A 13,150-nucleotide genomic window follows, 5' to 3' on the forward strand; every position below is an offset into this window, starting at 1 on the left:
GCAACGGGGGCTTTACTCTCAGGCTTAGGCTCCCGCTTCGCCCGTTATGTTGCTGATGGCGCTTTCACGCGCCGCCAGGACACGTTCAACGGTATCAACCACCGCCTGCGTTTGGGGATCGATTTCGATATTAACCCGTGCGCCCAGCTTTTTCTTGCCAAGCGTAGTGCGCTCCAGCGTTTCCGGAATCAAATGCACACAGAAACGCGTCGGCGTCACTTCACCGACCGTCAGACTGATTCCGTCAATACCAATAAATCCTTTGTACAGGATATATTTCATCAGCGACGGATCCTGGACTTTAAACCACACCTGACGGTTATTCTCCGAGGTCAGAATTTTCGACACTTCGGCAGTGGTCATAATATGGCCCGACATTAAATGTCCGCCAATCTCATCACTGAATTTTGCCGCACGTTCAACGTTAACCAAATCTCCGACCTTCAGATCGCCCAGGTTGGTGATACGCAGCGTTTCTTTCATCAGGTCGAAGCTTATCTGGTTACCGTTAATTTCGGTGACCGTCAGGCAGCACCCATTGTGGGCAACCGATGCGCCGGTCTCCAGCGCATCCAGCATATATTCAGGCAACTCCACAACATGCGTACGAAAATTTGGTTTTTCATCAATGGACACCAATTTTGCGGTGCCCTGCACAATACCCGTAAACATACTTCCTACTCCTGAACTCAATTAAGACATCTCTGCACAGCACAATAGCAGGTGGAAATTCAGGTTGCCAGCAATGCGCCACCAGCGCCTGTTTTTTCACTGGAGAATTACGTATTCCTCGCTACAATAGACTGAAATTTCCCCTGCTTTTTCTCCTTGCTGCCATATAAGGCGGCTTTTTTAGTCTCTCAAATAACAACAATATAGTGGTGTACACGTGCAAAAGTATGTAAGTGAAGCGCGTCAGTTATTAGCTCTGGCAATTCCGGTGATTCTTGCGCAAATCGCTCAAACCGCAATGGGATTCGTTGATACCGTCATGGCGGGCGGATACAGCGCGACAGATATGGCGGCAGTCGCCATTGGTACGTCCATCTGGCTACCGGCCATTCTGTTTGGTCACGGACTACTGCTGGCGTTGACGCCGGTAATTGCGCAACTCAATGGTTCCGGACGCCGCGACCGTATCGCCCATCAAATACGTCAGGGCTTCTGGCTGGCGGGCAGCGTCTCCGTGCTGATTATGGTTGTGCTATGGAATGCGGGGTACATTATTCGCTCCATGCATAACATCGACCCGGCGCTGGCGGATAAAGCCGTTGGCTACCTGCGTGCCCTGCTGTGGGGCGCACCGGGTTATCTGTTCTTCCAGGTAGCCCGTAACCAGTGCGAAGGATTAGCAAAGACTAAACCGGCGATGGTGATGGGATTTCTCGGCCTGCTGGTGAACATTCCAGTTAACTATGTTTTCATCTATGGGCATTTAGGCATGCCGGAACTGGGTGGCGTGGGTTGTGGTGTGGCAACAGCAGCGGTTTACTGGGTGATGTTTATCGCCATGCTCTCTTACATCAAACGTGCGCGTTCAATGCGCGATATCCGTAATGAGGGTGGTTTCCAGAAACCTGACACCGCAGTAATGAAGCGTCTGGTACAGCTGGGTTTACCTATCGCGCTGGCGTTATTTTTCGAAGTGACGTTGTTTGCGGTGGTCGCGCTACTAGTTTCTCCACTGGGGATTGTCGACGTAGCCGGACACCAAATCGCACTGAACTTCAGCTCGTTAATGTTCGTCCTGCCGATGTCTCTAGCTGCCGCCGTCACCATTCGTGTCGGCTATCGTCTGGGCCAGGGCTCCACGCTGGATGCGCAAACTGCAGCCAGAACGGGTCTGGGTGTTGGTGTCTGCATGGCTGTCGTAACGGCGATTTTCACCGTGACATTCCGCGAGCATATTGCCCTGCTCTATAACAATAACCCGGAAGTTGTCGCCCTGGCGGCTCAGCTCATGTTACTGGCCGCGGTGTATCAAATTTCGGACTCTATCCAGGTTATTGGCAGCGGGATCCTGCGTGGTTATAAAGATACGCGTTCCATTTTCTTTATTACCTTTACGGCATACTGGGTGCTGGGTCTGCCGAGCGGTTATATTCTGGCGCTTACCGATCTGGTAGTTGACCGGATGGGACCAGCGGGATTCTGGATGGGCTTTATTATCGGCCTGACCTCTGCGGCGATACTGATGATGCTGCGGATGCGGTTTCTACAACGCCAGCCGTCAGCGGTTATTTTGCAACGCGCTGCGCGATAACCTCATAAAAGCCGCCGCCAGGCGGCTTTTTTTCGCCTCAAAACGGGCTGTCATTTTTGGCGTTCATCCACGCTTCACTAATGGGATGCCTGAAATGCAGTTCACTGGCATGCAGCATCAATCGCGGCGTTTGTTCAGTGCCAGGCAGCAAACGCCCGCCATACAAATCACATCCTAAAATGGGATGTCCTAACTGCTGACAGTGGATCCGTAGTTGATGGGTACGCCCGGTTTCAGGCGTCAGTTGCACTCGCGTCAAGGGGAGCAACGCCCCCTCTTCCTGACGATGATAAAAACGCTCGACAACCTGATAGCGCGAGCGTGCGGGTTTGCCGTTGAGAGCACAAATCGACATCAATGGAAACAGCGCCGGGTCTTTAGCAATCGCTGCATCGATAACCCCTTCGTCGTTTTCCAGATGCCCGCATAACAGCGCGCTGTACACCTTAGTGACCGTACGCTGGCTGAACTGCTGGCAAAGCGCGGCGTTGATAGCCTTGTTACGAGCGACCACCATCAGCCCAGAAGTGCCGAAATCAAGCCGATGTACCAGCGTGCAGCCAGGGTAAATCTGTACCAGCCGGTGATGTACCGAATCGAGATTCTGCGGATTTTTGCCCGACAGGCTAAGCAACCCGCTGGGTTTATTAATGAGCAACAGATGCTCGTCCTGATAGAGGGTCTCTATCTCGTCATGGCAAGGCGGGGCAATAAAGGTATCGAGGATCGTAGACATCAGGCGGCCAGAATGAGGTGTGGGAACGGATGATAACGAATTTTCACCACAGTGGCGAATCTGAGCATTGACCCAATGGCTGGCATGGTAGAGTGTGATTTATCCTGAGTGCGATGAGAGGGTTACTCTGTGCAACAAATCAATTTTTACATGGTGGATGCCTTTACCACCACGACGTTTGGCGGTAATGCCGCAGCAGTCTGTCCGCTCACGGACTGGTTGCCCGATGAAACATTATTAAAGATGGCGCAGCAGCATAACCAGTCAGAAACCGCTTTTTTTGTCGCTAATGAGAATGGCTATGAGCTGCGTTGGTTTACCACTCAGGGTGAAATCAATCTTTGTGGGCATGCCACGCTTGCCGCCGCGCATGTCATCTTTGAACATCTGGATTACCCGGATACGAAAATCCAATTTGCTACCCGCTTTGTGGGACCGCTGACGGTCACGCGCTGCGGTGAATGGCTGACGCTTGATTTTCCAGCCTGGCCAAGCGAATCTGCCGTGCCGCCAGCTTTACTGCTGGAAACATTAGGCATCACCGAATACAAAGAGGTGCGTGTGGCAAGAGATTACATGGTGGTGCTGGAAAATCAACAGCAGGTTGAGGCTGTGCGCCCAAACATCCACGCCATGCTGCCGCTGGGGAAAATGGTATGCATCACCGCGCAGGGTGACGGGGAATACGATTTTGTCAGCCGTTTCTTTTGCCCGGGTGAAGCCGTCGCGGAAGACCCGGTCACAGGCTCGGCACATAGCATGCTGATCCCTTACTGGGCTGGAAAACTGAATAAAACACAGATGCTGGCACGCCAGGTCTCTGTACGCGGCGGGGATTTACGCTGTCAGTTAGCAGGAACGCGTGTTTATATCAGTGGGCAGGCGATAACTTATCTGACCGGTAAAGTGCTGTTGCGCTAGCGGCCTTACCCAAAATAACCAATCCATGGAGGATTTATGTCGAACAAACTCGTGCAGATACACTTTGATTTTCATGGTCCGTTTGGGGCTGAGATGTCGAATCAGCTCGTTGAACTGGCCGAATCAATCAACCAGGAGCCGGGGTTCATCTGGAAAATCTGGACCGAGAACGAAGCAAATCACGAAGCGGGTGGCATCTACCTGTTCCAGAACGAAGACACCGCTCAGGCCTATATCAAAAAGCATACCGCCCGCCTGAAGCACCTGGGTGTGGAAGAAGTAACGTTCAAAATCTTCGATATCAATGAACCGTTAAGTAAAATTAACCACGGTCATATCAGCTAAACTTTTGCCTTAGACGCCCCTCCCGGGGCGTTTCTTCATTTCCCCCGGCTTTCCCCTCATCAAAAGCGATCCCCCTCTTTCGTCACCTCGCGATTGCGCTATAGCGTGTGCCAAGTTTGCAATAGTTCACAAAATCATCACTCGCGAAAACTATCTCTAGCAGGAAGTGGCATAAAGGCGTATAAAATAATACAAACAGTATTATTTTATACAAAATGAATCACAAACTGCGACTGGAGATTCTCATATGACCGCGGACATTACACTGAACTCATCTGCTGGAAGCTTCCCGCCAGCAGGTCATTACTCGCACAGTACAACGGCTGGCGGATTCGTCTTCATTTCCGGGCAGTTGCCGGTCACTTTCGACGGCGAGAAAAAAGCGGATGCCTCTTTTGAAGATCAAACCCGGCTGGTACTCAAGAATATTGATGCTTGTCTGGCGGGTGCTGGGGCATCACGTCAGCATCTGGTGTCTGTTCGCGTCTATGTGACGGATATGAACCAGTGGCCGACGTTTAACAAAATCTATGGAGAGTGGATCGGCGATTTCCGTCCATCCCGTGCAGTAGCAGGTGTTGCGGAACTTCATTATGGTTTTGCGCTGGAAGTTGAAGCTATTGCGTTGGCCCCGCAAGCGTGACGTTTAACAACATACAGGTGAACAACAATGACTGAAATGACACTGCCTGATTATAACGATGTTGCCGCTGCGGCAGAGCGCATCGCAGATTATGCTAACAAAACGCCGGTGATGACCTCCCGAACGGTTAACGAAGAATTTGGCGCGGAAGTCTTCTTTAAGTGCGAAAACTTCCAGAGAATGGGCGCCTTCAAATTTCGCGGGGCTATGAATGCGCTACGCCAGTTTACACCACAACAACGCGCTGCGGGCGTCGTGACGTTTTCTTCCGGTAACCATGCGCAGGCCATTGCCCTGTCTGCAAAATTATTGGGGATTCCGGCGACGATTATCATGCCGCATGATGCCCCGGCGGCCAAAGTTGCAGCGACGAAAGGCTATGGCGGAAAAGTGGTAACTTACGATCGCTATACTGAAGATCGTGAAAAAATTGGTCGCGACCTGGCAGAGAAACAGGGATTAACGCTGATCCCCCCGTACGACCATCCGCACGTGATTGCAGGCCAGGGCACCGCCACAAAAGAGCTGATTGAAGAAGTGGGTCAGCTAGACGCCCTTTTCGTGTGTCTGGGCGGTGGCGGCCTGCTCTCAGGATCCGCTCTGGCGGCCAGACATCTGTCTCCTGACTGCATCATCTATGGTGTCGAACCTGAGGCGGGTAACGATGGTCAACAGTCGTTCCGCAGTGGAAAAATAGTTCATATCGATACGCCCAAAACCATCGCTGACGGTGCTCAGACTCAACATCTCGGAAATATTACATTTCCGATTATTCAGCAAAACGTGAACGATATTCTGACTGTCTCAGACGATGAATTAGTCGCGTCAATGAAATTTATCGCTGAACGCATGAAAATTGTCGTTGAGCCGACCGGGTGTCTGGGCTTTGCTGCCGCCAGAGCGCGCAAAGCTGAACTTCGCGGCAAGAAAATCGGCATTATCATCAGCGGCGGAAACGTGGATATCAGCCGCTACAGTGAATTTCTGGCTGGATAATAAACAGGGTATCTGCCATGCAGATACCCTGATGTTACTGTCTGTACACTGCCGTCTGGAAAAACGATCCCAGGTCACTGTAAACTGCTCGCAATCATGGCAACAGGCATCACCGCAGGAGACTGGCATGCCAAAAACCGACAATAACTCGCTTCTCAACCAAATTGATACTATCGCCAGGGGATTGAGTGAGACCTTCTCTCCGTTTTGCGAAGTGGTGGTTCATGACCTCAAAAATCCTGAACATGCCATTTTGTCCATCCATAATAATCTTTCCGGACGTCAACCCGGCCAGCCAGCAACCGAGCTTGGCCTGGCGAGAATTGCATCACCTGACTTTCCCAGCATCATTGCGAACTACAGTAATCAGTTTGCCGATGGCCGCCCGGTGAAAAGTACCTCCATTGGCATCAAGGACGAAGACGGCAAATACGTAGCGGCACTTTGCATGAATGTCGATATGACGCTGTTCCGTGGTATGCAGAGTGCTCTTGCGCGTTTTACTGAAACTGAAAATTCCCCCATTAAGGAACATATCGATCCCGGCAGTAATGAAGTCATCCGCCAGCGTATTGATGACTTTGCCGCTAAACGCGCGACGACGGCCCGAGCCCTTAAACCTCAAGACCGTAAGCTGCTGATTCAACAATTACGCCAGGACGGTTTGCTGAACGTACGCAAATCTATGGACACAGTAGCGCAGCATCTGGGCGTATCGAGGGCCACCGCCTATCTGTATGCCCGCCAGTCAGCTCAGGCGGGTGAATAAACGGGTTCAGATAGACCACACTTGCCGCGTATAGAATTTCTGTCCTTGATTACCGACACGAAGCGTTCCCGCTCCACTAAAGGCGGCTTCGTGCCCGATATAGTTACCTACCAGTAAACAACCAAATCCAGCCGCAGTGAAAAAATAAACCTTTATTTTCGTGCGTATTTATTGGCACTGAGTAAATAGATGATTTATTTTTGTACATACATAGTGAAATTTAGCTTTACTCAAATAACACACCAGCATTTTTAATGCACCACAGCAGAACAGACAACAAATAACCCACTGATTTAAAAGAGTTAAAAAGCCATTGAAGTTATTACACCAATAATACCCATGCAATATATATAAATAGCGTGATATCTAAATTATAATTCTTTAACATCCGGCTGATTGGTGAGGTAAGAATGCGGTTAATGGTCATGTTGGTAAGCTTTGTACTCTCCACCCAGCTATGGGCAGGTGAACTTTCCAGGCCCACCGGTAAAGTGCTTTTAACGCTGTCGGGTAATATTGAAAATACAAATGCAGACGGGAAAGCCGTTTTTGATACCGCCAGCCTTGAGAAGCTGGGCATGGTCAGTTTCCAGACCACCTCCCCCTGGTATAATGGGCGTACTACCTTTACGGGTATTCCGCTACAAAAGCTCATGGATTATGTCGGGGCTAACGGCTCTGTTGTTAAGGTCACTGCACTCAATGACTACACCACCGTAATCCCTCTTAGTGATTTCAAAAAATACAATGCTATCCTTGCGTTAAAAATCAACGGAAAATATATGCGCATCCGTGACAAAGGCCCGTTATTCATTGTGTACCCCTATGACAGCATGCCAGAACTGAATAATCAGATTTATTATTCAAGGTCTGCATGGCAGGTCAGTAGTATGGATATTGAGTAAGCGTTCAGGGGAACATCATGAACAGAATACTGGCTGGCATCATCTTTTTTCTTTTTATATCTACCGGGTATATCTCTTTCCTCGTGCATGAACGGCAACAAGAGTTACAGAAACTGACTCACTACACCGATTCCTGGTCTGCTGCTCAGCTGGTATCACAATATTACCGATTTGAATCGTTGCTTGGTCTTTACACTATCGATGATACGATGAATCTCGATGATGTACGCATGCGCCTCGACATTATGCTTAGCCAGAGTGATTTGATAAAAGAAGGAGACCTGGGGCGCTACATCGAAAGCAATATAGCGCACCGTGAACTGGCGGTAAAACTTGAAAATACCCTTAGTTTTCTGGATGTTAATCTAGAGAAAATGAACCGTTTAGCACTCCAGGCTTATCTGAAAAAAATGCATACTCTGGATGCGCCACTGGGTCGTCTTTCATCTGGTGCGTTAAGGAAGGTGCGAATAAGCAGGTCATTTCTTCCCAAGCTGACTCGCTGATTAAAATTTCGCGGATCTGGGCCGATTTTTTTCCCGCAAACACATCGAATCAGCCTATTTAGGCTATTTTTTCCACCATTTCTGGCGTTATTTCCGGTTTTTACTGAGATCTCTCCCACTGACGTATCATTTGGTCCACCCGAAACAGGTTGGCCAGGGTGAATAACATCGCCAGTTGGTTATCGTTTTTCAGCAGCCCCTTGTATCTGGCTTTCACGAAGCCGAACTGCCGCTTGATGATGCGAAACGGGTGCTCCACCCTGGCACGGATGCTGGCTTTCATGTATTCGATGTTGATGGCCGTTTTGTTCTTGCGCGGATTCTGCTTCAAGGTTTTTACCTTGCCGGGACGCTCGGCGATCAGCCAGTCCACATCCACCTCGGCCAGCTCCTCGCGCTGTGGCGCTCCTTGGTAGCCGGCATCGGCTGAGACAAATTGCTCCTCTCCATGAAGCAGATTACCCAGCTGATTGAGGTCATGCTCGTTGGCCGCGGTGGTGACCAGGCTGTGGGTCAGGCCACTCTTGGCATCGACACCAATGTGGGCCTTCATGCCAAAGTGCCACTGATTGCCTTTCTTGGTCTGATGCATCTCCGGATCGCGTTGCTGCTCTTTGTTCTTGGTAGAGCTGGGTGCCTCAATGATGGTGGCATCCACCAAAGTGCCTTGGGTCATCATGACGCCTGCTTCGGCCAGCCAGCGATTGATGGTCTTGAACAATTGACGGGCCAGTTGATGCTGCTCGAGCAGGTGGCGGAAATTCATGATGGTGGTGCGATCCGGCAGGGCGCTATCCAGGGATAATCGGGCAAACAGGCGCATGGAGGCGATTTCGTACAGGGCATCTTCCATGGCACCGTCGCTCAGGTTGTACCAATGCTGCATGCAGTGAATACGCAGCATGGTCTCCAGCGGATAGGGCCGTCGGCCATTGCCCGCCTTGGGATAAAACGGCTCGATGACAGCGGTCATATTCTGCCATGGCAAAATCTGCTCCATGCGGGAGAGGAAAATCTCTTTTCGGGTCTGACGGCGCTTAGTGCTGAATTCACTATCGGCGAAGGTGAGTTGATGGCTCATGATGTCCCTCTGGGATGCGCTCCGGATGAATATGATGATCTCATATCAGGAACTTGTTCGCACCTTCCTTAAACAAAGATGTTAACTCGATCAATAACGCCAATCAAAAAATTCAGACGCTGTACTATATTTATTCTGCTACCTCTGTGCTGCTGATAATACTGAGTGCGATTCTGGGCGTGCTCATTTTCTATCAAAACAGAAATATTCTGCGGGCGCACCTGCAGGTCAAGAGTCTTGCCGAAGAACTGCAGAAATCTAAAGAAAAACTGCAAATGCAGAATGCTAAACTGGAATATGACGTCTACCATGACTCTCTTACCGAGATGAATAACCGTCAGCTATTCTGGAGCGATTTAAATAAAACAATTGAGAGAGCAGAAAAAAATCACGATTCTGTGACTGTGATGTTGTTTGATTTAGATCGATTCAAAGAAGTAAATGATACGTATGGTCATGATGCCGGTGATATGTTGCTACGCCAGATATCTGACCGACTGGTTTCGATGAGCCTTACCTCGGATACGCTGTATCGCCTGGGTGGAGATGAATTTGCGTTTCTCTCAAGCGGCCTGACAGAAAGCCACGCCGTTTCGCGCGCCCAGAAAATATGTGAATTTATCAGCCAGCCCTACACTATTTATAACACGATTATCAACATAACCACCTGTGTTGGCATTGTTATCTCAGACACTGAACGTCGTTCCGACTATCTTTATAAATTTGCCGATCTGGCCCTTTATGAAGCCAAAGGTGAAGGCTCTGGTAAGATAAAAGTCTTCCGACAACGAATGTTAGAAAAGCTACAAGAAAGCAGAACGCTTGAGCATGATATGGCATTGGCAATAGTGAACAAAGAATTCGTGGTTTATTATCAGCCCATTGTTGACTCCTTCAGCCAGGAAATTTATAGCTATGAAGCCCTAATTCGTTGGCTCCATCCTCTAAAGGGCCTCCTGTCGCCGGATAACTTTATTCCTGTTGCTGAAAAAACCGGAATGATTAATGAGATGGGGAAAGCTGTGCTTGAAATTGCCTGCCGGGAAGCGGCTTGTTGGGCGATTCCGGCTAAAATTTCAGTGAATGTCTCTCCTGTCCAGCTAAGCAGCAAAGCCTTTGTCGGTATCGTACTGTCTATTCTGAAAGAAACTGGACTCCCAGCCGATCGTCTTGAACTGGAAGTAACAGAATCCTCTATCTTCACTGAGAGTACCACGCCGATGAACACACTTAACAAACTCAGAGCCATGGGTGTAAAAATCTCCATCGATGATTTTGGCACCGGATATTCTTCCCTTTCGCGCCTGAGCAGGCTTGCCTTCGATAAAATTAAAATAGACAAGTCGTTTGTCCATTCAATATCCACACAGGAAGATGCACTTAATATCATCAAACTGATCACCGGCATGGCGAAATCCCTCAATATGAAGGCTGTTGCTGAAGGTGTTGAAACGCAGGAACAACTAAAAAGCCTTCAGGCGCTGGGCTGCGATTTCGCCCAAGGATATCTGTTTGGTAAACCTCAGCCTTGTATCGATGAGAAAATCAGAAACGGTTGAATCGCTCTCAGACTATTTGATCATCAACCGTAGCGCTAAATCATTCGGATAAGGATCAAAATAGTTCTGGGTAAGCAGATAGCTGTCTGGGTATTCAGCCAGATAGTGCTTGAGTAGCGTCAGAGGCGCCAATATTGGCAGCAGCCCACCGCTATAGTTGAGGATAACGTCACGTAACTCTCCGCGCTGGCGGGTGTTCAACCGTTCGCGGAAGTAGCCCTGGATATGCATCAGTACGTTGGTGTGATTTTTCCGTGAGGCGGGCTTTTTGAGGATCGTCATGAGCTTTTCACGATAGACAACGAAAAAAGCGTCCAAATCATCCCACTGGTGAAGCGAGGCAACGAATGGGCCGATTTCCCGGTAACCGGCCTGGTGATGAGCCAGAAGCTGGAGCTTATAGCGACTGTGAAAGTTGAGTAAGCCATGGCGAGTAAGACCATTGGCCCGCAGCCTATTAAGCTCATGCAATGCGAACACGCGTTCGACAAAGTTCTCCCTCAGCACCGGATCGTGCAAGCGGCCATCTTCTTCGACTGGCAACCACGGGTAGGTTTCCATTAATGCGCCAGTAAACAGACCAGTCCCTTCTTTTCGCCCACGATTTCCCTTCTCGTCATACAGTCTCACTCTTTCCATACCGCAACTCGGTGATTTAGCACAGACGATAAAACCCGAGAGGCCACCAAGTCCCTGAAGATATGAGTTGGCGAAATCGGACATTTTATCGGTTACATCCTCACCAGGCGCATGGCTAAAACAGATGCGGACATTCCCTTGGGCGGTTTGAACCAGACGCAACGCGGGACGTGGTACAGGCAAACCGATAGACATCTCAGGGCAGACAGGTTTGAAAGTCACCCACTGAGCCAGCTCGTCCATCACAAACCCCATCCGTTTATGCCCACCGTCGAATCGCACGGCTGAACCAGTTAAACATCCACTAATCCCGATGACAGGCTGAGTGTTCATAACGACCCCCTCGTTAATTGATGACCCTTTTCGGGAAAAAATGACGGTTTCACTATTAAATCATAGCGTACGTTATCTGCTGTGAGATGGAAGAAAGACCGGAGACTTCAGTTTAGACTGGTACTGTTTTCAGGGAGGAGATCAAGGATAGCTATCCCGCCAGTGAAGCAAGGACAATAAGAATGTAGCCTTAGTGCAACATCTTTATTCTAAATATCTGCAGCTAAAGTTGGTAAATCCCCTGAACGGTTCTATAGTCGGGACTGCTTCTCATTACAGGGTTCACTAATGCGATTTAACGGACTGACTAAAGGCTTCTTCATTTTCATACTTGCCCTCGTGACCTGGGCGTTCTTCGATGTGCTGTCCCCCTACTTTTCCGCCATTTTGTGGGCCGCGATATTAACGACTATCTTTAACCCGGTAAAAAACAGACTGCGTAGCGCGCTTGGCGAACGCAACGGGCTGGCATCGTTGATTACCATCGCCATTATCTGTCTGATTGTCTTTATCCCGCTGATGGTAATCCTGTCATCGCTGGCCATTGAACTGAACGTGGTATACACCAAACTGCAACAGAATGACACGCAGTTCCCGGAAGTTGTCACTTCTGTTCTTTCGTACCTTCCTGATTGGGCCAGAGGATTTCTGGCAGAACACAATCTGGATGATGTCGCGCAGATCCAGAAAAAACTGTCCGATGTCGTGCTGCAAGGCGGGCAGTACCTTGCTGGCAGTGCATTCCTGATTGGGAAAGGGACATTCGGCTTTGCTATCAGCTTTGGCATCATGCTGTATCTGCTGTTCTTCTTACTGAAGGATGGACCGTATCTGGTGCGCCAGATTCTGGACTCATTACCCCTTTCTGATTTTGCCAAACAGCACCTGTTTGCCAAATTCGTCGGCGTGACGCGGGCAACCGTCAAGGGCACGGCGGTTGTCGCTTTGGTTCAGGGTATTCTTGGCGGCATCGCGTTTGCAATTGTGGATATCGACGGCAGCGTTCTGTGGGGTGCATTGATGGCGTTTCTCTCCCTCGTGCCTGCCGTTGGCTCAGCGATCGTCTGGGTACCTGCAGCAATATTCCTGTTCGCCACCCACCAGCTATGGCAAGGGCTGTTTATCGTTGGCTTCTTCGTGATTATCGTTGGGCTGGTGGACAATATCCTGCGCCCGCTGCTGGTAGGTAAAGACACCAAAATGCCGGACTATCTGATTTTGATTACCACTCTCGGCGGCATGGAGATCTACGGCATTAACGGCTTTGTGATTGGCCCCCTGATTGCTGCACTATTCATAACCTGCTGGAACCTGTTTTCCGGGCGTGACCATGAAGGTAACGTGGAAGGAATCGACGAAGCCTTTATGGAAGAAGGAAAAAATCCTCCAGATTTATGATTGCAGGACGATAACTGAAGGCGGTTTCGGGACCGCCTTTTTATTTTCACGCAAAA

14 protein-coding genes and 1 pseudogene are annotated in these 13,150 nt (G+C 49.6%); 10 read left to right on the forward strand and 5 right to left on the reverse strand.

All coding sequences use genetic code 11. The features are described from left to right. Nucleotides 1-24: 24 nt before the first annotated feature. Complete coding sequence (locus tag IB222_RS12540; RefSeq protein ID WP_003832752.1) at nt 25-672, reverse strand: riboflavin synthase; 648 nt, start codon at nt 670-672, stop codon at nt 25-27. Between the two features lie 217 nt (nt 673-889). Here IB222_RS12540 and mdtK point away from each other — a divergent pair, with 217 nt between their 5' ends. Next, nucleotides 890-2,263, forward strand: coding sequence for a multidrug efflux MATE transporter MdtK (mdtK, locus tag IB222_RS12545; RefSeq protein ID WP_003832751.1), 1,374 nt, complete (start codon nt 890-892; stop codon nt 2,261-2,263). Between the two features lie 37 nt (nt 2,264-2,300). Here mdtK and IB222_RS12550 read toward each other — a convergent pair whose 3' ends face one another. Continuing rightward, complete coding sequence (locus IB222_RS12550) at nt 2,301-2,999, reverse strand: RluA family pseudouridine synthase (RefSeq protein WP_003832750.1); 699 nt, start codon at nt 2,997-2,999, stop codon at nt 2,301-2,303. Nucleotides 3,000-3,128: 129 nt separating this feature from the next. Here IB222_RS12550 and IB222_RS12555 point away from each other — a divergent pair, with 129 nt between their 5' ends. The 7 genes and pseudogenes from IB222_RS12555 to IB222_RS12585 all read left to right on the forward strand — a co-directional run. Next, nucleotides 3,129-3,920 carry a PhzF family phenazine biosynthesis protein gene (locus IB222_RS12555; RefSeq protein ID WP_149385206.1) on the forward strand — a complete coding sequence of 264 codons (792 nt, stop codon included), beginning with the start codon at nt 3,129-3,131 and terminating at the stop codon, nt 3,918-3,920. A gap of 36 nt (nt 3,921-3,956) precedes the next feature. Then, complete coding sequence (locus tag IB222_RS12560; protein ID WP_003832746.1) at nt 3,957-4,265, forward strand: monooxygenase; 309 nt, start codon at nt 3,957-3,959, stop codon at nt 4,263-4,265. 247 nt (nt 4,266-4,512) lie between these two features. Beyond that, a complete protein-coding gene (locus tag IB222_RS12565; RefSeq protein ID WP_003832744.1) occupies nt 4,513-4,908 on the forward strand; it encodes a RidA family protein in 396 nt (131 codons plus the stop codon). Nucleotides 4,909-4,935: 27 nt separating this feature from the next. Next, a complete protein-coding gene (locus IB222_RS12570) occupies nt 4,936-5,904 on the forward strand; it encodes a threo-3-hydroxy-L-aspartate ammonia-lyase (protein ID WP_148362021.1) in 969 nt (322 codons plus the stop codon). 127 nt (nt 5,905-6,031) lie between these two features. Further along, on the forward strand, nt 6,032-6,673 hold the full coding sequence (locus IB222_RS12575; protein ID WP_149385205.1) for a PAS domain-containing protein: 642 nt from the start codon (nt 6,032-6,034) through the stop codon (nt 6,671-6,673). A gap of 410 nt (nt 6,674-7,083) precedes the next feature. Continuing rightward, nucleotides 7,084-7,578, forward strand: a complete 495-nt coding sequence (locus tag IB222_RS12580) for a molybdopterin-dependent oxidoreductase (protein WP_003832739.1) — start codon at nt 7,084-7,086, stop codon at nt 7,576-7,578. A 17-nt stretch (nt 7,579-7,595) separates the two neighbouring features. After that, nucleotides 7,596-8,036 (forward strand): annotated as a pseudogene (locus tag IB222_RS12585) (GGDEF-domain containing protein); the annotation flags it as partial. Here the strand turns inward: IB222_RS12585 and IB222_RS12590 are convergent. Continuing rightward, nucleotides 7,976-8,203: a hypothetical protein gene (locus IB222_RS12590; RefSeq protein WP_348925347.1), complete on the reverse strand. Its 228-nt coding sequence runs from the start codon at nt 8,201-8,203 to the stop codon at nt 7,976-7,978. The pseudogene IB222_RS12585 and the gene IB222_RS12590 sit on opposite strands and share 61 nt — an antisense overlap. Next, entirely contained in the window at nt 8,185-9,165 is a 981-nt protein-coding gene (locus tag IB222_RS12595; RefSeq protein ID WP_000019448.1) for an IS5-like element ISKpn26 family transposase, read from the reverse strand. Before IB222_RS12595 ends, IB222_RS12590 begins: the two co-directional genes overlap by 19 nt. Before the next feature lie 53 nt (nt 9,166-9,218). On the opposite strand from IB222_RS12595, the gene IB222_RS12600 reads away from it, so the two are divergent. After that, the gene (locus tag IB222_RS12600) at nt 9,219-10,724 is read left to right on the forward strand and encodes a GGDEF domain-containing phosphodiesterase (RefSeq protein ID WP_223240950.1); all 1,506 of its coding nucleotides are present in this window, start codon (nt 9,219-9,221) and stop codon (nt 10,722-10,724) included. A gap of 12 nt (nt 10,725-10,736) precedes the next feature. Here IB222_RS12600 and IB222_RS12605 read toward each other — a convergent pair whose 3' ends face one another. Beyond that, on the reverse strand, nt 10,737-11,696 hold the full coding sequence (locus tag IB222_RS12605; RefSeq protein WP_148362024.1) for a DUF523 and DUF1722 domain-containing protein: 960 nt from the start codon (nt 11,694-11,696) through the stop codon (nt 10,737-10,739). Nucleotides 11,697-11,984: 288 nt separating this feature from the next. Between IB222_RS12605 and IB222_RS12610 the strand changes: the two genes are divergently transcribed. Beyond that, nucleotides 11,985-13,094 (forward strand): AI-2E family transporter, encoded by a 1,110-nt coding sequence (locus IB222_RS12610; protein WP_126318234.1) that lies wholly within the window; start codon nt 11,985-11,987, stop codon nt 13,092-13,094. The last annotated feature ends 56 nt before the right edge of the window (nt 13,095-13,150 follow it).

Source organism: Citrobacter sp. C13 (assembly GCF_014596815.2).
In the GTDB taxonomy this organism is placed as follows: domain Bacteria; phylum Pseudomonadota; class Gammaproteobacteria; order Enterobacterales; family Enterobacteriaceae; genus Citrobacter; species Citrobacter portucalensis.

Excerpts from the sequence above, each read along its gene's own strand:
- IB222_RS12575 (WP_149385205.1), top strand. The coding sequence starts at position 6,032 with ATGCCAAAAACCGACAATAACTCGCTTCTCAACCAAATTGATACTATC.
- IB222_RS12570 (WP_148362021.1), top strand. The coding sequence starts at position 4,936 with ATGACTGAAATGACACTGCCTGATTATAACGATGTTGCCGCTGCGGCA.
- IB222_RS12560 (WP_003832746.1), top strand. The coding sequence starts at position 3,957 with ATGTCGAACAAACTCGTGCAGATACACTTTGATTTTCATGGTCCGTTT.
- IB222_RS12605 (WP_148362024.1), bottom strand. The coding sequence starts at position 11,696 with ATGAACACTCAGCCTGTCATCGGGATTAGTGGATGTTTAACTGGTTCA.
- IB222_RS12595 (WP_000019448.1), bottom strand. The coding sequence starts at position 9,165 with ATGAGCCATCAACTCACCTTCGCCGATAGTGAATTCAGCACTAAGCGC.
- IB222_RS12610 (WP_126318234.1), top strand. The coding sequence starts at position 11,985 with ATGCGATTTAACGGACTGACTAAAGGCTTCTTCATTTTCATACTTGCC.
- IB222_RS12540 (WP_003832752.1), bottom strand. The coding sequence starts at position 672 with ATGTTTACGGGTATTGTGCAGGGCACCGCAAAATTGGTGTCCATTGAT.
- IB222_RS12565 (WP_003832744.1), top strand. The coding sequence starts at position 4,513 with ATGACCGCGGACATTACACTGAACTCATCTGCTGGAAGCTTCCCGCCA.
- IB222_RS12580 (WP_003832739.1), top strand. The coding sequence starts at position 7,084 with ATGCGGTTAATGGTCATGTTGGTAAGCTTTGTACTCTCCACCCAGCTA.
- IB222_RS12550 (WP_003832750.1), bottom strand. The coding sequence starts at position 2,999 with ATGTCTACGATCCTCGATACCTTTATTGCCCCGCCTTGCCATGACGAG.